The 24,770-nt window shown below is 70.1% G+C and carries 27 protein-coding genes and 1 riboswitch; of the genes, 14 read left to right on the top strand and 13 right to left on the bottom strand.

Translation table 11 applies throughout. The features are described 5' to 3' along the window. Nucleotides 1–8 precede the first annotated feature (8 nt). From ND450_RS17075 to ND450_RS17090, 4 genes are all read right to left on the bottom strand, one after another. Complete coding sequence (locus tag ND450_RS17075) at nt 9–887, bottom strand: aldo/keto reductase (protein ID WP_253327099.1); 879 nt, start codon at nt 885–887, stop codon at nt 9–11. A 74-nt stretch (nt 888–961) separates the two neighbouring features. Next, on the bottom strand, nt 962–2,017 hold the full coding sequence (locus ND450_RS17080; RefSeq protein ID WP_253327100.1) for a glycoside hydrolase family 5 protein: 1,056 nt from the start codon (nt 2,015–2,017) through the stop codon (nt 962–964). A 98-nt stretch (nt 2,018–2,115) separates the two neighbouring features. Continuing rightward, complete coding sequence (locus tag ND450_RS17085) at nt 2,116–2,871, bottom strand: ABC transporter permease (RefSeq protein WP_253327101.1); 756 nt, start codon at nt 2,869–2,871, stop codon at nt 2,116–2,118. After that, on the bottom strand, nt 2,868–3,569 hold the full coding sequence (locus tag ND450_RS17090) for an ABC transporter ATP-binding protein (RefSeq protein WP_371927723.1): 702 nt from the start codon (nt 3,567–3,569) through the stop codon (nt 2,868–2,870). Before ND450_RS17090 ends, ND450_RS17085 begins: the two co-directional genes overlap by 4 nt. A gap of 111 nt (nt 3,570–3,680) precedes the next feature. On the opposite strand from ND450_RS17090, the gene ND450_RS17095 reads away from it, so the two are divergent. Both ND450_RS17095 and ND450_RS17100 read left to right on the top strand, forming a co-directional pair. Beyond that, complete coding sequence (locus ND450_RS17095) at nt 3,681–4,748, top strand: sensor histidine kinase (RefSeq protein WP_253327102.1); 1,068 nt, start codon at nt 3,681–3,683, stop codon at nt 4,746–4,748. Further along, entirely contained in the window at nt 4,745–5,374 is a 630-nt protein-coding gene (locus ND450_RS17100; protein ID WP_253327103.1) for a response regulator transcription factor, read from the top strand. Before ND450_RS17095 ends, ND450_RS17100 begins: the two co-directional genes overlap by 4 nt. 254 nt (nt 5,375–5,628) lie before the next feature. On the opposite strand, the gene arc is transcribed toward ND450_RS17100, so the two are convergent. Next, nucleotides 5,629–7,425 carry a proteasome ATPase gene (gene arc / locus ND450_RS17105; RefSeq protein ID WP_089912058.1) on the bottom strand — a complete coding sequence of 599 codons (1,797 nt, stop codon included), beginning with the start codon at nt 7,423–7,425 and terminating at the stop codon, nt 5,629–5,631. A 713-nt stretch (nt 7,426–8,138) separates the two neighbouring features. Between arc and ND450_RS17110 the strand changes: the two genes are divergently transcribed. Continuing rightward, entirely contained in the window at nt 8,139–8,993 is an 855-nt protein-coding gene (locus tag ND450_RS17110; protein WP_253327104.1) for a hypothetical protein, read from the top strand. A 39-nt stretch (nt 8,994–9,032) separates the two neighbouring features. Beyond that, nucleotides 9,033–9,893 carry a hypothetical protein gene (locus tag ND450_RS17115; protein ID WP_253327105.1) on the top strand — a complete coding sequence of 287 codons (861 nt, stop codon included), beginning with the start codon at nt 9,033–9,035 and terminating at the stop codon, nt 9,891–9,893. 470 nt (nt 9,894–10,363) lie between these two features. Here the strand turns inward: ND450_RS17115 and ND450_RS17120 are convergent, their stop codons facing one another. Both ND450_RS17120 and ND450_RS17125 read right to left on the bottom strand, forming a co-directional pair. Continuing rightward, nucleotides 10,364–11,188, bottom strand: a complete 825-nt coding sequence (locus ND450_RS17120; RefSeq protein WP_218159576.1) for a tRNA (adenine-N1)-methyltransferase — start codon at nt 11,186–11,188, stop codon at nt 10,364–10,366. Nucleotides 11,189–11,203: 15 nt separating this feature from the next. After that, the gene (locus ND450_RS17125) at nt 11,204–12,322 is read right to left on the bottom strand and encodes a site-2 protease family protein (protein WP_253327106.1); all 1,119 of its coding nucleotides are present in this window, start codon (nt 12,320–12,322) and stop codon (nt 11,204–11,206) included. A gap of 380 nt (nt 12,323–12,702) precedes the next feature. Here ND450_RS17125 and ND450_RS17135 point away from each other — a divergent pair, with 380 nt between their 5' ends. From ND450_RS17135 to ND450_RS17145, 3 genes are all read left to right on the top strand, one after another. Further along, nucleotides 12,703–13,578 carry a PD-(D/E)XK nuclease family protein gene (locus ND450_RS17135; protein WP_089912067.1) on the top strand — a complete coding sequence of 292 codons (876 nt, stop codon included), beginning with the start codon at nt 12,703–12,705 and terminating at the stop codon, nt 13,576–13,578. Then, nucleotides 13,575–14,348 (top strand): thioesterase family protein, encoded by a 774-nt coding sequence (locus ND450_RS17140; RefSeq protein ID WP_371927771.1) that lies wholly within the window; start codon nt 13,575–13,577, stop codon nt 14,346–14,348. Before ND450_RS17135 ends, ND450_RS17140 begins: the two co-directional genes overlap by 4 nt. Before the next feature lie 62 nt (nt 14,349–14,410). After that, nucleotides 14,411–15,052: a phosphoribosyltransferase gene (locus ND450_RS17145; RefSeq protein WP_253327108.1), complete on the top strand. Its 642-nt coding sequence runs from the start codon at nt 14,411–14,413 to the stop codon at nt 15,050–15,052. On the opposite strand, the gene ND450_RS17150 is transcribed toward ND450_RS17145, so the two are convergent. The 3 genes from ND450_RS17150 to ND450_RS17160 are packed head-to-tail and all read right to left on the bottom strand — an operon-like array spanning nt 14,986 to nt 16,434. After that, entirely contained in the window at nt 14,986–15,297 is a 312-nt protein-coding gene (locus ND450_RS17150; protein WP_253327109.1) for an antibiotic biosynthesis monooxygenase, read from the bottom strand. The two genes, ND450_RS17145 and ND450_RS17150, sit on opposite strands and share 67 nt — an antisense overlap. Further along, the gene (gene hisG, locus ND450_RS17155) at nt 15,294–16,154 is read right to left on the bottom strand and encodes an ATP phosphoribosyltransferase (protein WP_253327110.1); all 861 of its coding nucleotides are present in this window, start codon (nt 16,152–16,154) and stop codon (nt 15,294–15,296) included. The genes ND450_RS17150 and hisG overlap by 4 nt, the downstream gene beginning before the upstream one ends. Nucleotides 16,155–16,170: 16 nt before the next feature. Next, complete coding sequence (locus ND450_RS17160; protein WP_089912086.1) at nt 16,171–16,434, bottom strand: phosphoribosyl-ATP diphosphatase; 264 nt, start codon at nt 16,432–16,434, stop codon at nt 16,171–16,173. A 108-nt stretch (nt 16,435–16,542) separates the two neighbouring features. Here ND450_RS17160 and ND450_RS17165 point away from each other — a divergent pair, with 108 nt between their 5' ends. The 3 genes from ND450_RS17165 (at nt 16,543) to ND450_RS17175 (ending at nt 18,410) form a co-directional block, all read left to right on the top strand. Beyond that, nucleotides 16,543–17,193, top strand: coding sequence for a (2Fe-2S)-binding protein (locus ND450_RS17165; RefSeq protein WP_253327111.1), 651 nt, complete (start codon nt 16,543–16,545; stop codon nt 17,191–17,193). Between the two features lie 70 nt (nt 17,194–17,263). After that, nucleotides 17,264–17,396, top strand: a riboswitch (cobalamin riboswitch). A 53-nt stretch (nt 17,397–17,449) separates the two neighbouring features. Then, the gene (locus ND450_RS17170) at nt 17,450–17,638 is read left to right on the top strand and encodes a CbtB-domain containing protein (protein WP_177229632.1); all 189 of its coding nucleotides are present in this window, start codon (nt 17,450–17,452) and stop codon (nt 17,636–17,638) included. A gap of 22 nt (nt 17,639–17,660) precedes the next feature. Then, nucleotides 17,661–18,410 carry a CbtA family protein gene (locus ND450_RS17175; RefSeq protein WP_253327112.1) on the top strand — a complete coding sequence of 250 codons (750 nt, stop codon included), beginning with the start codon at nt 17,661–17,663 and terminating at the stop codon, nt 18,408–18,410. Here the strand turns inward: ND450_RS17175 and ND450_RS17180 are convergent. Further along, entirely contained in the window at nt 18,407–19,063 is a 657-nt protein-coding gene (locus ND450_RS17180; protein WP_253327113.1) for an HAD family phosphatase, read from the bottom strand. The two genes, ND450_RS17175 and ND450_RS17180, sit on opposite strands and share 4 nt — an antisense overlap. A 213-nt stretch (nt 19,064–19,276) precedes the next feature. On the opposite strand from ND450_RS17180, the gene ND450_RS17185 reads away from it, so the two are divergent. From ND450_RS17185 to ND450_RS17195, 3 genes are all read left to right on the top strand, one after another. Further along, complete coding sequence (locus ND450_RS17185) at nt 19,277–20,176, top strand: PAC2 family protein (RefSeq protein ID WP_089912103.1); 900 nt, start codon at nt 19,277–19,279, stop codon at nt 20,174–20,176. Nucleotides 20,177–20,315: 139 nt separating this feature from the next. Next, nucleotides 20,316–20,522, top strand: coding sequence for a hypothetical protein (locus ND450_RS17190; protein WP_253327114.1), 207 nt, complete (start codon nt 20,316–20,318; stop codon nt 20,520–20,522). Between the two features lie 73 nt (nt 20,523–20,595). Further along, nucleotides 20,596–21,756: an MFS transporter gene (locus tag ND450_RS17195; RefSeq protein WP_253327115.1), complete on the top strand. Its 1,161-nt coding sequence runs from the start codon at nt 20,596–20,598 to the stop codon at nt 21,754–21,756. Here ND450_RS17195 and ND450_RS17200 read toward each other — a convergent pair. Both ND450_RS17200 and ND450_RS17205 read right to left on the bottom strand, forming a co-directional pair. Further along, nucleotides 21,686–23,269, bottom strand: coding sequence for an ABC transporter permease (locus tag ND450_RS17200; RefSeq protein WP_253327116.1), 1,584 nt, complete (start codon nt 23,267–23,269; stop codon nt 21,686–21,688). The two genes, ND450_RS17195 and ND450_RS17200, sit on opposite strands and share 71 nt — an antisense overlap. Next, entirely contained in the window at nt 23,266–24,153 is an 888-nt protein-coding gene (locus ND450_RS17205; protein ID WP_253327117.1) for an ABC transporter ATP-binding protein, read from the bottom strand. The genes ND450_RS17200 and ND450_RS17205 overlap by 4 nt, the downstream gene beginning before the upstream one ends. Before the next feature lie 82 nt (nt 24,154–24,235). On the opposite strand from ND450_RS17205, the gene ND450_RS17210 reads away from it, so the two are divergent. Then, nucleotides 24,236–24,733: a GbsR/MarR family transcriptional regulator gene (locus tag ND450_RS17210; protein ID WP_253327118.1), complete on the top strand. Its 498-nt coding sequence runs from the start codon at nt 24,236–24,238 to the stop codon at nt 24,731–24,733. Nucleotides 24,734–24,770: the final 37 nt, after the last annotated feature.

Raw genomic sequence — 24,770 nt, forward strand, 5'->3', positions numbered from 1 at the left:
ACCGTAGGCTAGTCCCAGCGGAGACCGGAACGGGTTTTCCAGTACCGCTCGGCGGGTTCGGCGAGGTCGGGCAGGTCGACGTCGATCCGGAGGGCCTCCACATTGGACCTCAGCTGCGCCGGACTCGCCGCGCCGGACAGCACCACGTCCACCCACGGCTGCGCCACGACCGCCGCCAGCGCGACCGCGTCCGGGCCGACACCGAGCGCTTCCGCCTGTGCCGCAACCGCTTGCGGCGGGTCGACGACGAGCCGCCCGTTGGCGACACCCTCCTTGACGATCACCCGCAACCCGGCGTCGTGCGCCTCCCGCAACGCCTCCCCCGCCGACGTCTCCAGCAGGTTCCAGGTGGACTGCACCGAGCTGAAGACACCGAGGTCCAGCGCCTTGCGGATGGCGTCGGCCTGACGCGGCCCGGACGTCGAGAACCCCAGCGGCACACCGATCCCCACCATCGCGTCCAGCAGGGCCCGGTCGGTGAACAACGGGCTGTCGGCCGTCAGCGAATGCACCTGGTAGAGCGAGACCTGCGGCAGCAACGCACGGGTCTCTTGCCACTGCTGCGTGAACCGCGCGAGCGAGTGCTCCTTGACCTCGTGCACCTCGGCGTCGGGCCGCCAGTCCGCGGTGTAGGCGTACCCCCACTTGCTGGAGACCGTCACGTCGTCGTGACCGGTCAGCCACGACGACAGGAAGTCCTCCGACAGCCCGTACGACCGGGCCGCGTCTACCCACCGGATGCCCAGCTCGTAGGCCGTGTCGAGCACCCGGTGGCACTGCGCGCGCATGGACTCGACGTCGCGCACGGCCGGCAGTGCGCCCTCACGGCCGAGGTTGATGTAGTGAGGCCGACCGAGAGAGGCGAGGCCGAGCGCGAGTTGAGCCATGCCGACAACGGTAAACGGCGGCCCCGCAGGACCGCCGCTCACGTGACCCGCCGGGGTCGGTCACACCAGAGGGATCAGAAGTCGTCAGCCGTGCGGATGTGGTTGCGCACCCACTTGCCGGCCTCCTTCAGCACGCCCTCACCGGCGAAGTTGCCGCCGGAGCAGGTGCCGCTGTTGAACACCGCGCCCGTGCGGTGGTCGTCGGAGAAGTTCCAGTTCGTCCAGGAGATCTTGGCCTCCTTCATGAACGAGATGAACTTGTTCGCCATGGTGAAGTCGTTGGGACCGTCACCGGAGGCCTCCTGCGACCCGAACTCGGTGACGAAGACCGGCACCTGGCTCGAGACCGTGCGCAACGCGTTGAGGTACGAGTCGCGGTGGTCCTTGGCGTAGAAGTGGAACGTGTACATCAGGTTCGAGGCGTTGACCTTGTTGCGGCTGACCTCGTTGATGTCACGGCCGTCGGACAGGCCGAACGTCGACCAGCCGTGCGTGCCGACGAGCACGAGGCTGTCCGGGTCCTCCGCGCGGATCGTCGGGATGACGGCCTCCGCGTAGGACTTCACCCGCGACCACGTGACGCCGTTCGGCTCGTTGGCGATGTCGTAGATGATGTTCGTCTTGTCCTTGTGCCGCTGCGCGATCTCCTTGAAGAACGTCTTGGCGCGCGCGGTGTTGTGGTTCGGGTCGCCCGGCGAGAGCTGGTGCCAGTCGACGAGCGCGTAGAGGCCGCGCTTCGTGGCCTCCTCGATGTAGCCGTGCACCATGTCGGTGAACTTCCGGGGGTTCGACTCGTAGCCGCCCTCCTGGATGTACATCGAGATGCGGAGGATGTCCGCCTTCCAGTCGTTGGCGAGCGCGTCGAGCGACGCGGTCTTGACGCACTGGGAGTACCACTGGATGCCGTGCGTGCTCATGCCGCGCAGCTGGATCTGCTTGCCGTTCTTGTTGCACAGCTTGACGCCGCACACCTTGAGCTGGCCGTTGACCGCCGCGGGCGAGCCCGGCGGCAGCGCGGCGGCGGAGACGTCGCCCGCCGGTGCGGCAGCGACCGAACTGCCTGCCATCACACCGGTCAGGGGGAGCACGACTGCCGCGGCGAGCGCCACCACAGACTTCTGCCAGGACATACAGCGTCTCCTCTCGGACTTCCGGCGGCGGATTTGGTTAGGTAAGTTTCCTTACCGATTAAAGGTATAGATGACCATAGGTCCGCCCCAAGAGGGAGTCAAGCGTCTCGTCGCAGAAGAGTCACAGTTCCGGTACCCAGAGTCACCAGTACGTACATCGCCAAAACGCCGGCCGCCGCCAGAGGCGCGAGGGGCGGGTCCTCCACCACGCCGGCCACCTCCCACACCAGGTAGGGCACCATCACCGCCGACGCGTCGACGTTCCACGGCTCGGGCAGCATCGGCGTGATGGCGGGCAGACCCCACAGCAGCACGCCCACCACCACGATCGTCACGGCCGTCGACCTCACCGCGAGCCCCAGCCCGAGCCCGGTCAGACCTGTCACCAGGATCGACAGCACGGCCGCGCCCGCCCACGGCAGCACGTCACCGATGCCGTCCCACGGCGCGATGGGCGGTGGCCGGTCCCCCATGTTCAGCCTGCTCGTGCCGATGCTCAGCGCCAGCGCAAGCGCGCCGAGCACCACCGACGTCACGGCGACGAGCACGGTTTTGGCCGCCAGCAAGCGCTTCCGGTCCGGCACGGCGATCAGCGCCGTGAGCCTCGGATCGGAGGTCGCGACCAGCGCGCCGAGTGCCGCGACGAGGAACTGCACGACCGGCGTGATCACCACGCTGGAATCGGCGGAGGCGAACTTCGCCTGTTCGGCGGCGGGCGACGAGTCGTAGTCCTGGACGATCAGCCACGACAGCAACGCGCCCGCGGCCACCATCGAGCCGATCGCCGCCACCACGCCCCACGACGCGCGGACGGTCCGGAGCTTCAGCCACTCCGCGGCGAGCGCGTTCTTCACAGTCCCCTCCCGGAGGTGAGTTCGAGGTAGGCGTCCTCGAGAGAACCGTGCCGCGTCAACGCCTCCATCGGCGTCTCCTTCACCAACTGTCCTCTTGCGACGATCACCACGTGGTCGGCGGTCAGCGCCATCTCGCTCATCAGGTGGCTCGAGACGAAGACCGTGCGCCCCTCCTTCGCCAGCGCGCGCATGAGGTCGCGGATCCACCGCACGCCCTCGGGGTCGAGTCCGTTCACCGGCTCGTCGAACATCAGCACCCCGGGGTCGCCCAGCAGCGCCGCCGCGACGCCCAGCCGTTGCTTCATGCCGAGCGACAACGCCCTGATCCGCTTGTGCCGCACGCCTCCCAGACCGACCTGCTCCAGCAGTTCGACCGCACGCGCCCGCCCGATCCCGTTGCTCGCGGCGATCCAGAGCAGGTGGTCGAGCGCCTTGCGGCCGTGGTGCACGGCCGCGGGGTCGAGCAACGCACCGACGTGCCGCAACGGCCGGTCGAGGTCCGCGTACCGCTTGCCGCCGACCAGCGCCTCACCGCCGGTGGGCCGGTCCAGGCCGAGGACCATCCTCATCGTCGTGGACTTGCCGGCGCCGTTCGGGCCGAGGAAGCCCGTCACCAGTCCGGGGTGGACGGTGAACGACAGGTCCCGGACCGCCGTCGTGTCCCCGTATCTCTTCGTCAGGTTCCGCACCTCGATCATGCGGAAGAGAGTCGGCCGCCGCGCCGCCGGAGGGATCGGCCCCTGCTCCGATCCCGGGAATCGGACCGTGGTCCGAGGCGGTTCGGCCGCACGCTCGTTAACGTCGTCGACGTGATCGCACGACTGCACCTCTACCTGGTCGACGTCACCGCCGCGGCGGTGATCGGCGTGCTCGTCGGCTACGCCATGGTGGAGCACCAGGACAGGTCGTGGTGGCTCGTCGTCCCCGGCACCCTCCTCGTCGCGCTGCCGGTCGCGGTCCGCCGGATCCGGCCCGTGACCGCCCTGGTGGTCAGCACGGTCGCCACGGCCGCGGTGGTGGTCGGCCAGGTGCTGCCGGCGGAGGCACTGGGAGCCCCGGTCGGTGCCGTGTGCTTCGCGCTCTACACCGTGGCCGTCGACCGCTCGCGGACGTGGTCGCTCACCGCCCTCGCGTTCGCCGTGGTCGTGATCGCGGGTGTCTCCGGCGGTGAACCCGAGAACGTGCTCGTCGTCCTCGCCGCGATGAGCGCCGTCTGGATCATCGGGTACACGACCCGGATGCGGCGTTCCTACTTCGAACGGGAGAGGGCGCAGCAGGGCGAGCAGGCCCTGTCCGACGAACGCCTGCGCATCGCGCGCGAACTGCACGACGTGGTGGCGCACAACCTGTCGCTGATCGCCGTGCAGGCGGGCAACGCCGCACACGTGCGCTCACCCGAACACGCCTACGAGGCGTTGCAGGTCATCTCGGACACGAGCCGTGCGGCCCTGACGGAGATGCGAGGGCTCCTGGGCGTGCTGCGCTCCGACGCCGACCTCACCCCCTCCCCCGGCCTCGGCGGGCTCGCCGACCTGGCCGACCGCGCGTCGCTGGCGGGCGTGCGCGTGGCGCTGGAGGTGCGCGGCGACACCGCCGTACCGGAGGGGATCGGGCTCTCCGCGTACCGGATCGTGCAGGAGGCGCTGACGAACGTCGTGAAGCACGCCGCCCCCGCGTCGTGCACGGTCCTGGTGGACGTGGCACCGGAGGCAGTCCGCGTCGAGGTGGCGGACGACGGCCCCGGGGTGAGGGAGCTGGGAGTGGGACACGGGTTGATCGGCATGCGCGAACGCGTGGCGGTGTACGGCGGCACGTTCAGCGCCGGCCCCGGCGACGGCGGCGGTTTCCGGGTGGTCGCGGAGCTGCCGGTCCGATGACGAGCGTGCTGATCGTCGACGACCAGGCGTTGCTGCGCGCCAGCTTCCGGCTGCTGGTCGACCACGAACCGGACCTGACCGTCGTGGGAGAGGCCGGCACGGGTGCCCAGGCCGTGGCGCTGGCTTCCTCCCTGAGGCCCGACGTCGTGCTGATGGACATCCGCATGCCGGAGATGGACGGCATCGAGGCCACGCGCCTGCTGGACGGGCCGCGCGTGCTCGTGCTGACCACGTTCGACCTCGACGAGTACGTCTTCGGCGCGTTGCGGGCAGGCGCCTCGGGCTTCCTGCTGAAGGACACGCCGCCCGCCGACCTGCTGGCCGCGATCCGCGTGGTGGCGTCCGGCGAGTCGCTGCTGTCGCCGACGGTCACGCGCCGCCTGATCGCCGAGTTCGTCCGGCGGCCGGCGTCGCCCGCGGTGCGCGGGCTGGACCGCCTGACCGAACGGGAGAAGGAGGTCCTGCTGCTGATCGCGCGCGGCCTGTCCAACGCGGAGATCATGGCCGAGCTGCACGTCAGCACCGGCACGGTGAAGACGCACATCGGGAACCTGCTGGCGAAGCTGCACGCGCGGGACCGGGCGCAGCTGGTGATCGCGGCCTACGAGTCGGGACTGGTCCGCTAGATCTCGGCGTCGCGCAGGAGGCGGCCGTTGGCGTCGCAGGCCCGGATCCGCACGGAGCTGATCACTTCCGGAGATGCGGCACACGAGAACGTCGCCGCGCGGCTCGGCTCGTCCGCTCGACGGCACGAACTCGAGGACCGCGACGTGCCAGCACGTACCGAACGATTCACATGACCGCCCCCTGGACGGGAGTCCAGAACGCCGAACCGCCCCGGCCGCAAGAAGCGACCGGGGCGGTTCGGTTTCGAGCTGTCCTACAGGTACGTGCCGGTGTTCGTGGCCGTGTCGATCGCGCGGCCCGTGTCCTGGTTCTTCCCGGTGACGAGCGTGCGGATGTAGACGATCCGCTCGCCCTTCTTGCCCGAGATGCGAGCCCAGTCGTCGGGGTTCGTCGTGTTCGGCAGGTCCTCGTTCTCGGCGAACTCGTCGAGGATGGCCGCCTGCAGGTGCCGGACGGAGAGCCCGGGCTGCTTGGTGTCGAGCAGCGACTTGATCGCCGCCTTCTTGGCCCTGTCGACGATGTTCTGGATCATGGCGCCGGAGTTGAAGTCCCGGAAGTACAGGACCTCCTTGTCACCGTTGGCGTAGGTGACCTCCAGGAACCGGTTGTCCTCGGACTCCTCGTACATGCGCTCCACGGTGTGCTGCACCATGCCCTCGATGCAGGCCTTCGGGTCCCCGCCGAACTCGGCGAGGTCGTCGGCGTGCAGCGGGAGGTTCGGAGTCAGGTACTTGTTGAAGATGTCCTTCGCGCCCTCGGCGTCGGGCCGCTCGATCTTGATCTTCACGTCGAGCCGGCCCGGGCGGAGGATCGCCGGGTCGATCATGTCCTCGCGGTTGGAGGCGCCGATGACGATGACGTTCTCCAGGCCCTCGACGCCGTCGATCTCGGCGAGGAGCTGGGGCACGATCGTCGTCTCGACGTCGGACGACACACCCGAACCACGGGTGCGGAAGATCGAGTCCATCTCGTCGAAGAACACGATCACGGGGGTGCCGTCGGACGCCTTCTCACGAGCCCGCTGGAAGATCAGGCGGATGTGCCGCTCGGTCTCACCGACGAACTTGTTGAGGAGCTCGGGGCCCTTGATGTTGAGGAAGTACGACTTCGCCTGCTTGTCGGTCTCGCCGCGGATCTCCCGCACCTTCTTGGCCAGCGAGTTCGCCACCGCCTTGGCGATGAGCGTCTTGCCGCAGCCGGGAGGGCCGTAGAGCAGCACGCCCTTGGGCGGGCGCAGCTCGTACTCGCGGAAGAGGTCGGCGTGCAGGAACGGCAGCTCCACGGCGTCGCGGATCTGCTCGATCTGCCGGGAGAGGCCACCGATGTCGTTGTAGTCGATGTCCGGGACCTCCTCGAGCACGAGGTCCTCGACCTCGGCCTTGGGGACCCGCTCGTAGGCGAAACCCGCCTTCGAGTCGACCAGCAGCGAGTCGCCCGGCTTCAGCGGCGAGTCGAGCAGCGGCTGGGCGAGCCAGACCACCCTCTCCTCGTCCGCGTGGCCGACGACCAGCGCACGCGCGATCGTGTCCTCACCGTCGTCGGTGAGCACCTCCCGCAACGCGCAGACCTCGCCGGAACGCTCGAACCCGCCGGCCTCGACGACCGTCAGCGCCTCGTTGAGGCGCACCGACTGGCCGTAGGCGATCTTCTCCGGCTCGACCGCGGGGGACACGGCCACCCGCATCCTGCGACCCGAGGTGAAGACGTCCACGGTCCCGTCGTCGTACCGCGCCATGAAGACGCCGTACCCGCTGGGCGGTTGCGCCAGCCGGTCGACTTCCTCACGCAGCGCGAGCAACTGGCTTCGTGCTTCGCGGAGGGTGTCTATGAGCTTCGTGTTTCGCTCGGTCAGCTGGCTGACGCGCTCTGTCGCCTCAGCCAGACGCTGCTCGAGCAACCGCGTGTGCCGCGGGGACTCGGTCAGCTTGCGACGCAACGACGCGATCTCGTCCTCGAGGAACCTGATCTGCGCAGTCAGCTCAGCAGAATTGTTGCCCTGGTTCAGCTCGCCACCCTCATCGGGTTGGCTGCCGGGATGACCGTGCTGCATGTCGGCACCCTCCTCCCGTGTTCGTACCGATTACGGTACCGGCGATCACCGACAAAATGGGGTACTCACAACATCATCTTCGCTCGTGTGACGCAACGGGACTGCCTCCAGAAGTGCTCGACTGCTCCATCTCGGTGCCCGGTTGGCCCGCCTACCCGCTACGGTGCGTCCCAGACACCACCACCGGCGTTTCGCACCACGACACGCCAGACGACCTGCGACAAGTCCGAGAAGAGGGTCATGGGAGCACCTGTGCGGGCACCCGGCCCCCACGCTCCGCGACCACCCTCGGGTGATCACGTGCACGCCTGGTGCGGCTCGCGCCCCGGCGACGGGCGGCGATCCGCCGTCGTCCCACCAGGTGGACCAGCGGTTGATCCGTTCGGTGGTCACGCACCGCAACCCACTCCGTTCGTGCCCGTCCGAGGCCGTGCCCGAGAGGGCCTCCAGTGCGACCGGAGGGCGTGCGGCCAACCGGGTGGTTCCCCCGGCGCGACCGGCTCACCACACCGACAGCGCAGTGCATCGCACTCGATTCCCGGTGGAGTTGCCACAATCGTTATCAGACACGGCCTTCGCACGCCCGGATCACCACTCAGGGCGTGTGCATAACCACTCGTGCGTGTCGATAGGCACCATTCGCCCGCGAGTCACAGGGCGACGTACGACAATGTCCAGCGAAAGATCACCTCATCCGCATCGGGGGAGTTTCGATGACCTACCCGCCGCAGCAGCCAGGCCCCTACGGGCAGCAACCGCCGCCCGGCGGGCCGTACGGGCAGCAGCCGCCGCAGCAGCCGGGTCAGGGCCAGCCGCAGCCCGGCTACGGGCAGCAGCCGCCGCCTCCCGGATACGGCCAGCAGCCCGGCCAGTACGGCCAGCCGCAGCAGGACCCGTTCGGCCAGCAGGGCCCGCCCAGCGGCGGCTTCCAGCAGCAGGGCCAGTACGGCCAGCAGCCCGGTCAGTACGGTCAGCAGCCGTACGGTCAGCCCGGCCCCTACGGGCAGCAGCCCTACGGCCAGCCCGGCGGGTTCGGCGGCCCCCCGCCCCCGAAGAAGAGCAACACCGGCCTGATCATCGGTGTCGTCGTCGGCGTGCTGGTGCTCGTCGGCGGTGGCATCACAGCGGCGGTCCTGCTCTCCGGGAACAGCTCCAGCAGCAGTTCCAGCAGTTCGGCGTCGGAGTCCGGTTCGAGCGACAGCGGTGACGACGAGGCCGACCTCAAGAAGGTCGCCGAGGACTACGCGGCCGCGGCGGCCTCGAAGAACGAGAGCAAAGCCAAGTCGATGGCCTGCAAGGAGATGCTCGACGAGGCCGCCGAACTGGAGAAGACGCTGACCCCGGAGCAGAGGAAGCTCGCGGAGGAGGCGAAGAAGCTCCCTGTGCCGAAGCTGATCTACAAGAACTCGAAGATCTCCGGCGACGAGGCGACCGTGACCTACTCCGCCACCGGCGAGTACGGCGGCCAGACACAGACCGTCGACACAGACCTCAAGTTCAAGAAGATCTCGGGCGACTGGAAGGTCTGCATGTTGACCAAGGATTACAAGACCCCGACGACCCGCTAGGTCGCCGGCCGTTTCGTTCTTTTCGTTCGGGGGAGTTCCATGACCTACCCGCCACAGCAGCCGGGGCCCTACGGGCAGCAGCCGCCGCAGCAACCCGGCTACGGCCAGCAGCCCGAACCCGGCCGGCAGCCGGGCTATCATCAGCAGCCGCCTCCTGGGTACGGCCAGCCGCAACAGGACCCGTTCGGCCAGCAGGGTCCGCCGCCCAGCGGCGGCTTCCAGCGACAGGGCCCGTACGGCCCGCCGGGACCACAGAGCGGCGGCTTCCCCCAGCAGGGCCCGTACGGCCAACCCGGCCCCTACGGCCAGCAGCCCGGTCCGTACGGCCAGCCCGGCGGGTTCGGCGGTCCCCCGCCCAAGAAGAGCAACACCGGCGTGATCATCGGCGTCGTCGTCGGCGTGCTGGTGCTCGTCGGCGGTGGCGTCACGGCCGCGGTCCTGCTCTCCGGCGGCGACTCGAACAGCACCACCGCCGCGCCGACGTCCACGAGCTCGGACTCCGGCGACTCGGACGGCGGCACGAAGCCGACCGCGCCGTCGTCGAAGAGCTCGTCGAGCGGCGGGGACAGCGCGGCGAAGGACGTCGCGGAGGAGTTCACCGACCGGGTCCTGAAGGGCGTCCGCGCGGGCACCAGCGACCCGAACGACATCAAGGACCTGGTGTGCACGGCGGAGTTCCCGAAGCTGAAGGCCCAGACGGCCGCGGCGAACCCGAGCGTCACCGCCACGGTCTCGGAGGTCAGAACGTCGGGGAGCACCGGCACGTTCCGGCAGAAGCTCACCGGGCTCGCTGATCCGGCCAACCCCGGCAAGGTCACGTCCGGCAGCATCATCTACAAGCTGTCGAAGGAAGGCAGCAAGTGGACGGTCTGCGGCATCGACAAGATCGAGGCCAACTGATCTGACGGGAAAGGCCGTCGCACCCGCGAGTGCGACGGCCTTTTCGCTCATGCGTTATAAGCCGGATGCGCTGGCAGCAACCGCAAAGTCCAGGTAGTTGGTGCAGAAAGCGTCGGACGGCTGGTTAGCACCGACCCAGCTCCCGTAGACGGTGTAGTGCATCTGCGTGGCGTTGGAAACACAGATGAGCTGCAGGCGTTGAATACCCCCGTCGCACTCAGAACGCCCCCACCCCCTCAGGAGATTCGGGTGGTACGGCTCGAAGGCCGCCGAGCACCCGGCCGCGGCCGCGTTAGCACTGGCCGTTGGGGCGAGGACCGCCGCCAGAGAGAGGGCGGCAACCACTGCCACAGTAATTTTCCGCAAAGCGATCCCCCAGGAATCGTAGGTCGGCTGTGAAGCACGATTGGACCACGTTTGGGGCGGACATCCGGAGCCGAACGATCGTTTTGTCCAGAAGCGGACATCGCTCAGCCCTTGCTGGGACGGCGCTGCGGCTTGGGAGCCGTCACGCCGGGTGCGAGCTTCCGCGCGGTCAGCAGGAACGCGGTGTGCGCGATCATCCGGTGCTCCGGGCGCACGGCGAGACCGACGACGTGCCACGGGCGGACGAGCGTCTCCCACGCGTGCGGCTCGGTCCAGCACGTCTGCTCGCGCAACGCCTCCGTGACCACGGACAACTGCGTGGTGGTCGCGACGTAGACGACCAGGACGCCGCCGGGGATGAGGTTCTCCGCGATCGTGGGCAGGACCTCCCACGGCGAGAGCATGTCGAGGATGACCCGGTCGACCTCGCCCTGGTGGTTCTTGACGTCGTCGACGGTGATCGACCAGTTGCCGGGGCGCTCGCCGAAGAACGTCTCGACGTTGCGGATGGCGTGGACCGCGTGGTCCTCGCGCACCTCGTAGGACTGGACGCTGCCCTTCTCGCCCACCGCGCGCAGCAGCGAGCACGACAACGCGCCGGAGCCGGCGCCCGCCTCCAGCACGCGCGCGCCCGGGAAGATGTCGCCGTACATGCAGATCTGCGCGGCGTCCTTGGGGTAGATGACCTGCGCGCCGCGCGGCATCGACAGCACGTAGTCCGGCAGCAGCGGGCGCAGCGCCAGGAAGTTCGTGCCGCCGACCGACTGCACCACGGACCCCTCCGGCTGCCCGAGCAGCAGGTCGTGCGGGATGGCGCCGCGGTGGGTGTGGTACTCCTTGCCGGGTTCGAGGACGACCGTGTAGTGCCGCCCCTTGGGGTCGGTCAGCTGTACCCGGTCACCCGGCTGGAACGGTCCACTTGCGCTAATCACCGCGCAATGGTGTCAAACGCCCTTCTCAATGGCCGCACGCAGGTCCTCCCTGCGCAGCACACCGGCCGGGCGGCCCTCCATGTCCACGACGAGGAACTGCCACGCGGCGGTCTCCTGGACCTGCTTCACGATCTCCTCGCCGGGCTCCCCGGCGAACAGCACGGTCTCCGGCCGGATCGGCTCCGCGGCCTGCTCGGCGGGCGCGAAGGGGCTGGCGGCGGCGAGCTTGCGCGCCAGTTCCGCGTCGAGCAGCCCGGCCGCCACCCCGTCCGCCCGCACCAGCACCACACCCCGGCCGGCCGACGTGCTCAGCGCGTCCGCGACGGGACTCTCCGCGGGCAGCTGGAGCACGGGCAGGATGAGGTCGTCCAGCGTCACACCGGCAGGCCACGTACGGCGGCGTTCCCCGGCAAGCTCACTCCTCGCACCAGCGACGACGCCCCACGCCGTGAGCACGCACACGCCGAACCGCAACCAACGGTCCTGCGCCCCGTCAACAACGCCGTACAGCGCCCACACCACCAACGCGATGGCCACGGCAATGCCACCGACCACGGCAACACGCGTACCCGTGGCCCGTTGCCCGGTAACGGCCCACACGCCGGCCCGCACGATCCGCCCGCCGTCCAACGGCAACCCGGGCAGCAGGTTGAAGATCGCGACAGCGGCGTTGGCGGCGGCGAGCTGGAACACCAGCACCCACACCACGCCGTGCTGCTCCATGACGGTCGCGCCGACACCGAAGACCGCCGCCAGCACGATCGACACGAGGGGCCCGGCCCCCGCGACCGCACCTTCGTGGCCGGGCTTGCCGGGCGTGCGCATGATCTCGGTGGACCCGCCGAGCAGGAACAGGTGCAGTCGCCTGACCGGCAACCCCAGCCGCAGCGCCGCGACGCAGTGCCCCAACTCGTGCGCGAGCACGGACACACCGAGGAAGACGGCGAGCAGCACCGCCATCAGCAACCCGACACCGGGCGGCGTACCGGGAGCGAGGTCGTCGACGAACGGCGCGTAGAAGGCCACCACGATCGCCGAGCCGATCCACCACGACGGCGCGAGCAACACCGGGATGCCCGCCACCCGGAACAGCAGCAGGCCGCCCACTCGATCACTGGTCCGCGCGGCCACGGGAGCACTGTAGAGCGGTGGGTGTGATCTCGCGGTTCGGTGGCCGGTGGAGCGGGCCTGCCCGGCTTCGCCGAGCTTCGCCGGGGCGGTGACGGGGCGCCCGTCCCAACCGCACGCGCCTGCCCGGCCACACCGGTGCTCCCGGCACACGCCCCTCCACCCGCACCACGCACCTGCCGCCCGGCGCGCGCCCCTGCCTCCCACCCCCACCTCGCCCCAGCGGCCCTCACCTGCCCCGCGCCTCTCCGCACACCTGCCCTCCTCCGCGCCACTCCGCGCACCAACGCGCCCCTCGGCGCCTGCCCTCCTCCGCGCCACTTCTCGCACTCCCCCGTCCCCACTCCCCCTCCCCCCGCCGCCACCCGCCGCCCCGCGCAGGAATGTCAGACCCCTGTCCTAGGGTGCGAACCATGAGCACCACGTTGCGCAGGCCCGCGCTGTCGCCTTCCCGGGCAGGGGACTTCAAGCAGTGCCCGCTGCTCTACCGGTTCCGCGCGGTCGACCGGCTGCCGGAAAGGCCGACGAAGGCGCAGGTCCGCGGCACGGTGGTGCATGCGGTGCTCGAAGACCTGTTCGCGCTGCCCGCCGCCGAGCGCGTGCCCGACCGCGCCCGTTCGATGATCACGCCGGCCTGGGAGCGAGTGAAGGCCGAACGCCCGGAGTTCGCCACGCTCTTCGAGGCCGAGGGCAGCGAGGAGGAGGCGGAGTGGCTGAGGTCCGCCACGAAGCTGCTCGACGGCTACTTCGGCCTGGAGGACCCGCGGCGCCTGGAGCCGGAGTCGCGCGAGCTGCTCGTCGAGTCCGAGCTGCCCTCCGGCGTGCTGCTGCGCGGTTACATCGACCGCGTGGACGTCGCCCCGACGGGTGAGATCCGCGTGGTCGACTACAAGACCGGCGCCGCCCCCCGCGAGATCGGCGAGGCGAAGGCGTTGTTCCAGATGAAGTTCTACGCGCTGGTGCTGTGGAAGCTGCGCGGCGTCGTCCCCCGCCAGCTGCGCCTGATGTACCTGGCCGACCGCCAGGCCCTCGCCTACACGCCGGACGAGGGCGAGCTGGCCCGCTTCGAGCGCACGCTCGACGCGATCTGGCAGGCCATCATGCGCGCGGCCCCGACCGGCGACTTCCGCCCGAACCCCAGCCGCCTGTGCGACTACTGCGACCACAAGGCCTTCTGCCCCGCGTTCGACGGCACGCCGCCGCCCTACCCCGGCTGGCCCGAGCCCGACGACACCGAGACCCTCCAGGACCGCGACTGATGCCGGCCTTCTACCTGCCTCTGGGCGGCGACGCGTTCCGCTCCACCGAGCACACCGTCGGCCCGTGGGGCCCGGACAGCCAGCACCTGGGCCCGCCCTCCGCGCTGCTGGTGCGTGCCCTGCTGGGTCTGGGCAACCCGTCGTCGGCACTGGCCCGCGTCACGTTCGAGGTCCTCGGCCCGGTCCCGGTGGCCGACCTGACGGTGTCCACGTCGGTCGAACGGTCCGGCCGTTCCGTCGAGTTGCTGGCGGCAACGCTCGCCCACGAGGGCCGTGCGGTCCTGACGGCCCGTGCGTGGCGCATCGTCGGTGCGGACACCACGGCGGTGGCAGGCGGCGAGGTCCCGGCGATGGCACCGCCGGACACGGCTGTCCCCATGGAGATACCGGACCACTGGGGCGGCGGCTACCTGGCCGCCGTCGAGTGGCTCTCCCTGTCGGGCGGCATCTTCACGCCGGGCGACGCCCAGGTCTGGGCCCGCCCGAAGGTGGCCGTCGTCGAGGGTTCCGAGCCCACGCCGGAGGAACGCCTCTTCTCCGTCGTCGACTCGGCCAGCGGCGTCTCGTCCCGTGTGGACATCCGCAAGTGGTACGCCATCAACACGGACCTGACGGTCCACCTGCACCGCCGGCCCGTCGGCGAGTGGGTGGGCATGGACGCGCGGACGACCATCGGGCCGGACGGGGTCGGGGTCGCGACCAGCGTCGTGCACGACGCGGAGGGGCCGGTGGGCACGACGGCGCAGGCGTTGTTCGTGCGCGAGCGCTGACGAGCACCACTCGTCCTGCCGCTCGCCTCCCCCGACGGCAGGCGCGTAGCGTCAACGGGACTGTGAAGAGGTTCGCGAACCGGCAGGAAGCGGGCCGCGCCCTGGCAGCGCGACTCGCCGGTCTCCCCTGGCACGACCCGCTGGTCCTGGGCCTGCCCCGAGGCGGTGTCCCGGTCGCGCGGGAGGTGGCGAGCCGCCTCGAAGCCGAACTCGACGTCGTCGTCGCGCGCAAGATCGGCGCGCCAGGGCACCCCGAGTACGGCGTGGGAGCGGTGACGGCCGACAGCGAGCCGATCTACGACCCGAGGGCACTCCGAGCGCTGAACCTCACCGAGGAACAACTGGGCCGCACCTGCGACGAAGAGCGCAAAGAGGCACAGCGGCGCACGCTCCTCTACCGCGGCGCCAAGCCGCTCACCGTCGAGAACCGCGACGTCATCCTCGTGGACGACGGCCTGGCGACCGGCGTCACCGCCCGAGCGGCACTGCTCTGGATCGCCCAGCGCGCACCGAAGAGCGTCACGCTGGCCGTGCCCGTGGCCGCCCGGGAGTCGCTCAGGACGTTCAGCACCCCGGTGATCGCCGTCCTGACGCCGAAGCACTTCCAGTCCGTGAGCCGCTGGTACGAGAGCTTCGATCAGACCACGGACGACGAGGTGCTCAGCGCGCTCTCGAAGTGGGAGACCACCGGGAACGGCGAGTAGAAGCGGTGCAGCAACGACGACCACCGCTCGTAGGACGGCCCCTGCCGGAATCCGACCTCGTGCGCCTCGACCGAGTCCCAGCGCACGAGCAGCAGGTAGCGCGAGGGCGTTTCCAGGCACCGCAGCAGTTCCAGGCCGCGGAAGCCCGGCGAGGCGGAGATCAGCTCCCGCGCCTCGCCGAACGCCCACTCGAAGTCCTGCTCGGAGCCCGGCAGGACGTCGAGCAGGGCGTGCTCCGTGATCACAGGCGGCAGAACCGGATGTCCGAGGCCAGCACGGCCTTGGCGCCGATGGCGGCCAGCTCGTCCATCACCTTGTTCGCCTCCTTGCGCGACACCATCGCCCGCACGGCCGCCCAGTCGGCGTTGGCGAGCGGCGCGACCGTCGGCGACTCCAGGCCCGGGGTGAGGGCGATGGCCTCGTCGAGGATCGAGCGCGGGCAGTCGTAGTCGAGCATCAGGTACTGCTGCGCGAACACGACACCCTGCAGACGGGCGGTGAGCTGCTTCTTGGCCGCCGTGAGCTCCGAGCCGTTGCGGTGGATGAGGACCGCCTCCGACTCGCAGATCGGCTCGCCGAACGGCACCAGGTCGTGCTGGCGCAGGGTGCGGCCGGAGCCCACCACGTCGGCGATCAGGTCGGCCACGCCCAGCTGGATCGAGATCTCGACGGCGCCGTCGAGGCGGATCACCTTCGCGGTGATGCCGCGGGCCTTGAGGTCGCGGCCGACGAGCTTGGGGTACGCCGTGGCGAGGCGCTTGCCCTCCAGGTCCTCGACCTTCCAGTCGGTGCCGCGGGGGCCCGCGTAGCGGAAGGTCGACGAGCCGAAGCCCAGTGCCAGCAGCTCCTCGACGGAGGAGCCGTTGTCGTCGGCGCCCGAGTCGGCGGCCAGGTCGCGGCCGGTGATGCCGAGGTCCAGGTCACCGGACGCCACGTAGATCGCGATGTCCTTGGGGCGCAGGAAGAAGAACTCGACCTCGTTGTTGTTGTCGAGCACGGTGAGGTCGCGGGGCTCGTGCCGCTGCCGGTAACCGGCCTCGGTGAGCATGGCGGAGGCGCGTTCGGCGAGCGCGCCCTTGTTCGGGACTGCTACGCGCAGCATGTGGAGGTCTTTTCCGTCAGAGGTACTTGTACACGTCTTCGAGGGTGAGCCCACGGCCCAGCATGAGCACCTGGAGGCGGTAGAGCAGCTGCGAGATCTCTTCGGAGAGCTTCTCGTCGGACTCGTACTCGGCGGCGATCCAGACCTCGCCCGCCTCCTCCAGGACCTTCTTGCCCTGCGCATGGACCCCGGCCTCGAGCGCGGCGACGGTGCCGGAACCTTCCGGCTTGGTGGCGGCTCGTTCGGTCAGTTCAGCGAACAGGGAATCGAAGGTCTTCACGGCTCCACATCCTCCCATCCCGGCGACCCCCGTCCACACCGCGGTCTCATCTGTCCCAGGCGGTGGACGTGATCTGTCCTGCATGGACACCCGGTAGCGTGAATTCCCGTGTCCGAATTCGCGGAGGTCCTGCACGCGCTGCGCCGGGTGCGCGGAATCAACCCGTTCTTCGCGCTCGACGTGGGCCGTCCGAACGAGTCCTGGCTGCCGGGAACGGCACTGCTGGAGGGCCCGGCGCTCAAGACCACGATCGACGCCATCGCGATCCGGTACAGAACCGACGAACCCCGTGTCGCGGCGAGCCTGTTCTTCCTGAGCTACACGGCACGGCTGCTCAGCCCGCTGACGGCCGCGAACCTGCCCGTCGACGTCCGCCCCGAGAACCTGTGGTGGCGACACGATCCCGCGAACGGCCTGAGCGTCCGGATCGACGAGCCGCGGCTGGGCCCGCCGGCCGCCGAGGCGCTCGCGCCCGTGGTGGAAGCCGTCCAGGCGGTCGCCCCGGTGGCGACCGGATTGTTGTGGGGCAACGCGATGTCCAACATCGCGGGGGCACTGAAAATGGTTGTGCGCGCACGCATGCTCACGGCGGAAGAAGCGGAAGAACGGGGCGAACTGCTCATGAGCGCGCCGCCGTTCGAACAGGCGGGGGAATTTCTGAGCTTTCCCGGCGAGCTCGGTTTCCGGCGCAGGAGCTGTTGCCTGTACTACCGCGTCGCCGCAGGTGGGAAGTGCGGCGACTGCCCACTCGTGAAGTGAGGAACGCAACAACTCTTATGGCCGGTTGTGCTTAACGGGCCGATCAACTTACGGTGCACGCGCCGCAGTGACGGGAAGCCGGTGGAAATCCGGCGCGGTCCTCGCCACTGTGACCGGGAAGCGATCCCCGCCGAGCACGTCACTGGTCCCCGCCGGGACTGGGAAGACGCGGGGGCAGCGTTGATCCGGGAGTCAGGAGACCGGCTGCGGCGCCGCAAGGAGAGTTGACCTTCCACGAGGTATGGAGGAGCCCGTCATGACGAGCCCCGCAGCAAGCCTGTCCGCCGTCCGCGTGCCCAAATGGGCCTTCGCCGTCTCACTGCTCGGCCTGATCGTCACCTACCTGGTCCTGCAGGAGAACGGCCTCGCGCTCGGCGCGGGATCCGAGTTGCTGCACGAGTTCTTCCACGACGGCCGCCACGCCCTCGGCGTCCCCTGCCACTGATCCGGCACCGCTGATCAAGCAGATGACGACGTACAAGTCCATCGCACTGTGCGGGATCGCGGCCGGCGGCATCGCCGGTGTCGCGTCCGCGCTGGTGCAGCTCCTGGTGACCGAGATCCCGATCCGAGCGGCGCTCGCGGTCGAGGAAGCTCGCGCACCCGCCGGTGAAGAGGCCGGCCACACCCACGGCGGCGAGGACGAGCTGGTCAGCCGCGGCGCCCAGGTCGTCGGCGGCATGCTCGGCGTGGTGATCGTCGGCATCGCGGTCGGCCTGGTGTTCGCCACGGCCTACGCGCTGTCGAAGCGCTGGTTCTCCGGCAGCACGCCGTTCACCCGCAGCGCCACGTTCGGTGCCGCGGTGTTCGGTGCCGTGGCGCTGCTGCCGTGGCTGAAGTACCCGGCCAACCCGCCCGCGGTGGGCGACCCGGAGACGGTGAACCACCGCACCGCGCTGTACCTGGGCGTGGTGGTCGCGGGCCTGGTGATCGTGTGGGGTGCGAGCCTGCTCGCCGAACAGCTGCGCGCGCAGTCGCAGCCGGTGCGCGCCACGGCCGTGCTGCTCGCCGTGGCCGCGGCCACGGCGGTGGTGCTGCTGGCGTTCCCCGCACCGCCGGACACGATCCCGGCGGACATGCCGGTGACCGTGCTGTGGCAGTTCCGCCTCAGCTCGCTCGCCCAGCTGGCCACGCTCTACGTCGGCATCGGCGTGGTGTTCGGCCTGCTGGTGGACCCGGCCACGCGCAAGGCGAAGACGCCCGCCGCCGCGCTTTAGAGCGCGCGCAGCACGTCGAGGTCGACGCCGGTGAGGGAGTCGCGGAAGATCCGCCGCTCCCCCACCGGCACCTCGACGTCGCAGGGCACGACGAGCACGGTGCACCCGGCGGCCACCGCGGCCGCGACACCGGTCGGCGAGTCCTCGACCGCGACACACCGCGAGGCGTCCACGCCCAGCAGCCGCGCCGCCTTCAGGTAAGGCTCGGGCAGCGGCTTGTTCAGCCCGTCCACCTCGTCGCCGCACACGGTGACGTCGAACAGGTCCCGGCCGATCGTGTCCAGCGCGACCTCGGTCAGCCCGCGCTCGGTGGACGTCACCAACGCCATCGGCACGCCGGAGGAACGCACCGCGCGCAACGCCTCCTGGGCACCCGGACGCCACGGCAGGCCGGCGCGGAAGACCTCCTCGGTGCGGCGCAGGATCCACGCGGCTCCGTCGGCCATGTCGGCCTCGGTGGGCTCGATGCCGACGTCACCGAACAGCAGGCGCATCGTGGTGGGCACGTTGCTGCCGACCATGCGCTCGCGGGTCTCGACGGTCAGCACGCCGCCGAGCTTCTCCGCGTACTCGTAGAGCGGGATGTCCCACAGCTTCTCGGAGTCGAGCAGCGTGCCGTCCATGTCCCACAGCACGGCCTGCAAGTCAGACATCGAAGTACTCCGCCTCCGGGTGGTGCGCCACGAAGGCGTCGGTGGTGTTCCGGCGGCGACGGTGCCGCCCGAGGGCCCCACTCACGATACGTGGTCGCGCCGGACGGCTGCGACAACGCCGCTCACCAGCGCTTTCCGCGAGGTCGGCGCTTCGTGATCACGCATGGGCCAAGCCTACGATGAGTTGACCGGGGGAGGCCGTAGTCTGGCGCCGTGAACGATCCGTCCCAGGAATCCCCGACCCCCTCGAACCCGCGCGTTCCGCTCACGAGTCCGATCATGGTCTGCGCCTTCGAAGGCTGGAACGACGCGGGCGACGCCGCGAGCACCGCGATCGAGCACCTCCAACTCACCTGGGACGCCACCCCGCTCGCCGAGATCGACCCGGACGACTACTACGACTTCCAGGTGACGCGCCCGACCGTCCGCATGGTCGACGGCGTCACGCGCAGGGTCGACTGGCCGACGACGCGGCTGTCGGTGTGCCGGCCTCCCGGTTCGGACGTGGACGTGATCCTCGTGCACGGCATCGAGCCGAACATGCGGTGGCGCAAGTTCGCCGCCGAACTGCTGGGCCACATCGACGCCCTCGGGGTGACGACCGTCGTGACGCTGGGCGCGCTGCTGATGGACACGCCCCACACCCGCCCGGTCCCGGTCACCGGCACGGCCTACGACCCGGACGCCGCCGAGAGGTTCGGCCTGGAGCACTCGAAGTACGAGGGCCCGACCGGCATCGTCGGCGTGTTCCAGGACGCGTGCGTGCAGGCGGGCATCCCGGCGATCTCGTTCTGGGCCGCCGTCCCGCACTACGTGTCGCAGCCGCCCTCCCCCAAGGCCACGCTGGCCCTGCTGCACCGCGTGGAGGAGGTCCTCGACATCGAGGTGCCGCTCGGCGCGCTGCCGGAGCAGGCCGAGGAGTGGGAGCGCACGGTCTCCGAGATGGCCGACGAGGACGAGGACGTGCGCAACTACGTCCGGGCCCTCGAGGAGCGCGGGGACGCGGCCATGCAGATCACCGAGGCGTCCGGCGACGACATCGCCGCGGAGTTCGAGCGCTACCTGCGCCGCCGCGGTCGTGGGCCGGGCTGGCCGTCCGCCGGTCCTCGCTAGCTCGACGCAGGTCAGAAGCCGTTCCGGTCATTTGGGCCGGGACGGCTTTTTCACGCTTCCGAGTGATCGAGCCGAGGTTTCCCGGCGCCGAGGAATGGGTAGCAAGATCCATCTCCAGACAGGAACCACCGTGTCTCTCGTGCGCAAGATCGCTGTCGGTCTCGCTGCGGGCGGCGGCGTGCTGTTGGCCGTGTCTCCCGCCAGTGCAGCTCCCATCTCCTCCGTCGACTCCGTCGGGGAGAACGGCCCTCACACGGCCATGAACGACTTCAGGGAGTCGTTCCAGGACAACCTCTACGGCGTGCAGGACACGACGAGGGCGGTCGCCGGCAAGATCCGCGGCTAAAACTTAGCGACACTAACCACTTTTCGGGGATCTCCGCCGCTCGTCCGCCTAGGGTGGGCGGCGGAGGTGTCGGGTGGGACGGTTGGCACGCGCCGGGCTGTACGCGGGCGCCTTGATCGGGCCGTTCGGCGGCGCCATCACCACGTCGATCCTGCCGGAGATCGGTGAGAGCTTCGGCCGGTCCGCGGGCTCGGCGGCGTCCACGCTCACCTACTACCTCGTGCCGTTCGCGGTGCTGATGCTGGCTTCCGGCACGCTCGCGCAGCGCTGGGGTCCACAACGGACTGTCCGGATCGCGTACATCGCCTACGCCGTCACGTCCGCCCTGGCCGCGTCCTCCTGGACGTTCGAGGTGCTGCTGACCTCCCGCGCGCTGCAGGGCGCGGCGAACTCGTTCACCACACCGGTGCTGCTGGCGGTGATCGCCGCGTCGACGCCGAAGGAGAAGCTCGGGCGCGCACTCGGGCTGTTCGGGTCCATGCAGGCGGCCGGACAGACCTCCGCGCCGCTCGTCGGCGGGCTCACCGCCGAGATCGACTGGCGGCTCGCGTTCGTCGTGATCGCCGTGGTGGCCGTCGGGCTCGCGGTGCTGGGCGTGCCGCAGACCGACGCCGAACCGGAACGGGACGCGAGCCTGCGCAGCGCGTTCGTGCCGAGCACGCTCTGGCCGGCGCTCGTCGGGTTCATCGGCTGGGCGTGCCTGGGCGGGTTGTCGTTCCTCGTGGCGTTCCGGCTCGACGACGTCTTCGGGCTCGGCGCGGGCCAGCGCGGTGTGCTGCTCACGGGCTTCGGCGTCGTCGGCTTCCTGACCGCGCGGTACATCGGCAAGGCGATCGACCGGTTCGGCGCGCGGACGACCATCACCGTCGCCGCGACGCTCGGCGCGGGTCTCGTCGCGGCGGTCGGCACGACGCCCTTCACGGCCCTGGTCGTCCTCGCCTGGGCCCTCACCGGAGCTGCCGCCCAAGGCGTGCTGGTGAGCATCAACGCGCTGGTGCTGCAGAGCGAGAGCGCCAACAGGGGCGGCAGCGTCAGCGTCGTGCAGTCGCTGCGCTTCATGGGTGCCGCGGCCGCCCCGCTGGCGTTCGTCCCTCTCTACCAGTCCCACCCGCTGCTGGGGTTCCTCGTCCCGGCGGGCCTGCTGGTCACCATCCCCGCGATCGTCACGTTGTCAGGTCGCGGCGCCGGAAGCCGGCGAATCCCGCGACCAGCAGCACCACCGCCACCCCGGTGAGCCACGCGAGCGGCCCGAAGGTGATGTCCGGGTACTTCGGGACGTGCGTGAACGGCGAGAGGTCGATGACCCACTGGTCGAGCCGCAGCGCCGGGCCGAGCAGCGTGAGCACCAGCGACACCGACACCACCGCCCAGCTCACGCCCGTGAACTGGGGGAACGCCCCGAACAGCAGCAGCGCCACGCCCGCGACCACCCAGGCGGCGGGGAGCTGGACCAGTGCCGCGCCGAGCATCTCGGGCAGCACCGTGCCGACGTCGTCGACCTGCAGCCCGTACACCAGTCCCAGGCCCAGACCGGCCGAGGCCAGCACGACCGCGCCTCCCACCAGCGCGAACACCGCGTGCGACGCGACCCAGGCCCACCGCGAGACCGGCGTCGCGAGAATCGGCTCCGCGCGGAGCGAGGTCTCCTCCGACCGCAGCCGCAGCACCGCCTGCACCAGGTAGATGGACGAGATCAGGCCCAGCAGCTGCGTGACGGTCGCGAAGAACGCGTCCACCATCGCGTCGGCGCCGCCGATCGTCTGCACGATCTGCCCGAGCGCGGGGTTGTCCTCCACCATCTGCCCCACGGCCTGGGCGACGCTGCCGTAGATCACGCCCACCGCGAACAGGGCGACGGACCAGCCGATCAACGAGCCCTTCTGCAGCCGCCACGCCAGGCCGAACGCGGTGCCGGTCGTGCCCTCGGGAGGGCCGAGGCGGGTCGCCAGCAACCCGAGGCCGACGTCCCGGCGCGTCACGACGTACGCGGACACGCCGACGAGGAGCACGAACGCGGCGAGCGGGAGCAGCAGCACCCAGAACCTGTTGTCGCCGAACGACCTCACGTGCTCGGTCCAGCCGATCGGCGAGAACCAGGTCAGCCACTGCGGACCGGACTCCCCCGCCGCGTCGCCGGCCGCGCGCAGCAGGTAGATCACGCCCAGGAACCCGCCCGCGATCGCGTTGGACACGCGCGAGTTCTCCGAGAGCTGCGCGGTGAACGCGCTGACGCCGGTGAACACCAGCCCGACGCTCGCCGTGGACAGTCCGAACGCGAACGAGCCCGCCGCGTCCAGGTCCTTGCCGATCAGCGCCACCGCCTGCAGGAGCCCGATCAGCAGGCTCGTGCCACCCGCGACCACCACGGCGGCGGCGAGTGGCGCGTGCCGTCCGACGACGCCCGCGCTGATGAGTTCCGTGCGACCGGCCTCTTCTTCTGCGCGCGTGTGCCGCGTGACGACGAGCATGGCCATGATCGCGATGAACAGGCCGGAGAAGACGCCCCAGCGCCACACCACCAGACCACCGAGCGACGACCAGTCGTGCAGCGGCCCGAGCATCGCGAGGAAGGCGGAGTTGGCGTTCGCGGTGACGCCGAGCTGCGCGCGTGCCTCGGCGCCGCTGTACAGCTCCTCGAGGGCCGTCGTCGTGGAGTACGTGACGCCGACCAGGAACAGGACCCAGACGGGCAGCAGGATCCGGTCGCGGCGCAGGGCGAGCCGGACGAGGTGCAGCGTGCCGATCATTTCGCGTCCTCGTAGTGGCGCAGGAACAGCTCCTCCAGCGTGGGCGGCTGCGAGGTCAGCGTGCGCACGCCCGTGGCCACGAGCTGCTTGAGGACCGGGTCGAGCTGGTCCGAGTCGACCTCGAACTTGACCCGGTTGCCCTCGGCCACGAGGTCGTGCACGCCGGCCAGGGACGCGAGCCCGTTCGGCGGGGCCGCGAGCTCGGCGGAGATCGAGGTGCGGGTGAGGTGCCGCAGGTCGGCGAGCGTGCCGGTCTCGACGACGTGGCCGCCCCGGATGATGCTCACCCGGTCGCACAGGGCCTCGACCTCGGCGAGGATGTGGCTCGACAGCAGCACGGTGCGGCCGCGCTCGCGTTCGTCGTTGATGCAGTCCTGGAAGACGGCCTCCATCAACGGGTCGAGACCCGACGTCGGCTCGTCGAGGATCAGCAGCTCGACGTCGCTCGACAGGGCCGCGACCAGCGCGACCTTCTGCCGGTTGCCCTTGGAGTAGGTGCGGCCCTTCTTGCGCGGGTCGAGCTCGAAGCGCTCCAGGAGCTCCGCGCGGCGGGCCTTGTTCACGCCGCCGCGGAGCCGTCCGAGCAGGTCGATGACCTCGCCACCGGTCAGGTTGGGCCAGAGGTTCACGTCGCCGGGGACGTAGGCGAGCCGGCGGTGCAGAGCCGCGGTGTCCTTCCACGGGTCGCCGCCGAGCAGCCGCGCGGTGCCGGAGTCGGCACGCAGCAGGCCGAGGAGGATCCGGATCGTCGTCGACTTGCCGGAGCCGTTCGGCCCGAGGAAGCCGTGCACCTCGCCGGTCTGGACGTCCAGGTTCAGGTCGTCCAGTGCACGCGTCGGGCCGAAGGTCTTCACCAGGCCCGACACGGATATCGCAGATGTCATGGGCGGTAAGCTACGCTTCTTTCACAACTTCGTGAAGCGTGTAAATTTTGCCCGATCGGCTGACGAAAGGGATGATGCCGCCGTGACGAGTACTACGGAGCGTGACACGCAGGCGGTGAGCCAGTTCGTCGAGCGGTTCGGCGGGATCCTGGCGGACACCGGCGTGCCCCGCATGCCGGCTCGCATCCTCGCGGCGCTGCTGACGACGGACTCCGGGCGGCTCACCGCGGCCGAGATCGCCGAGCTGCTGCAGATCTCCCCGGCGGCGGTGTCGGGCGCGGTGCGCTACCTCACGACCGTGCAGATCGTCAGCCGGGAGCGTGAGCCCGGATCACGCCGTGACGTGTTCCGGATGCGCGACAACGTCTGGTACGAGACGACGTTCCGCAAGGACCAGATGCTCGGCATGATCGACGAGGTGCTCGGCGAGGGCGTCGACGCGCTCGGCTCGGACTCCGCGGCGGGAGCCCGGCTGGACGAGACGCGCGAGTTCTTCCGGTTCGTGCACGGCGAGCTGGGCTCGTTGCTGGACCGGTGGCGCGCGCACCGCGAAAAGTGGCTGGAAGAGCGTCAGGGCTAGTCCCTACGATCTTGCCCAGTGGGCTGCCATCTCGCGT

The organism is Lentzea sp. HUAS12 (genome assembly GCF_024125735.1).
GTDB classification, from domain to species: Bacteria; Actinomycetota; Actinomycetes; order Mycobacteriales; family Pseudonocardiaceae; genus Lentzea; species Lentzea albida.

Coding starts and splice junctions, on each gene's coding strand:
- arc (WP_089912058.1), bottom strand. CDS start 7,425: ATGCAGCACGGTCATCCCGGCAGCCAACCCGATGAGGGTGGCGAGCTG.
- ND450_RS17115 (WP_253327105.1), top strand. CDS start 9,033: ATGACCTACCCGCCACAGCAGCCGGGGCCCTACGGGCAGCAGCCGCCG.
- ND450_RS17175 (WP_253327112.1), top strand. CDS start 17,661: ATGACGACGTACAAGTCCATCGCACTGTGCGGGATCGCGGCCGGCGGC.
- ND450_RS17090 (WP_371927723.1), bottom strand. CDS start 3,569: ATGATCGAGGTGCGGAACCTGACGAAGAGATACGGGGACACGACGGCG.
- ND450_RS17170 (WP_177229632.1), top strand. CDS start 17,450: ATGACGAGCCCCGCAGCAAGCCTGTCCGCCGTCCGCGTGCCCAAATGG.
- ND450_RS17100 (WP_253327103.1), top strand. CDS start 4,745: ATGACGAGCGTGCTGATCGTCGACGACCAGGCGTTGCTGCGCGCCAGC.
- ND450_RS17080 (WP_253327100.1), bottom strand. CDS start 2,017: ATGTCCTGGCAGAAGTCTGTGGTGGCGCTCGCCGCGGCAGTCGTGCTC.
- ND450_RS17180 (WP_253327113.1), bottom strand. CDS start 19,063: ATGTCTGACTTGCAGGCCGTGCTGTGGGACATGGACGGCACGCTGCTC.
- ND450_RS17135 (WP_089912067.1), top strand. CDS start 12,703: ATGTCAGACCCCTGTCCTAGGGTGCGAACCATGAGCACCACGTTGCGC.
- ND450_RS17200 (WP_253327116.1), bottom strand. CDS start 23,269: ATGATCGGCACGCTGCACCTCGTCCGGCTCGCCCTGCGCCGCGACCGG.
- ND450_RS17110 (WP_253327104.1), top strand. CDS start 8,139: ATGACCTACCCGCCGCAGCAGCCAGGCCCCTACGGGCAGCAACCGCCG.
- ND450_RS17075 (WP_253327099.1), bottom strand. CDS start 887: ATGGCTCAACTCGCGCTCGGCCTCGCCTCTCTCGGTCGGCCTCACTAC.
- hisG (WP_253327110.1), bottom strand. CDS start 16,154: ATGCTGCGCGTAGCAGTCCCGAACAAGGGCGCGCTCGCCGAACGCGCC.
- ND450_RS17205 (WP_253327117.1), bottom strand. CDS start 24,153: ATGACATCTGCGATATCCGTGTCGGGCCTGGTGAAGACCTTCGGCCCG.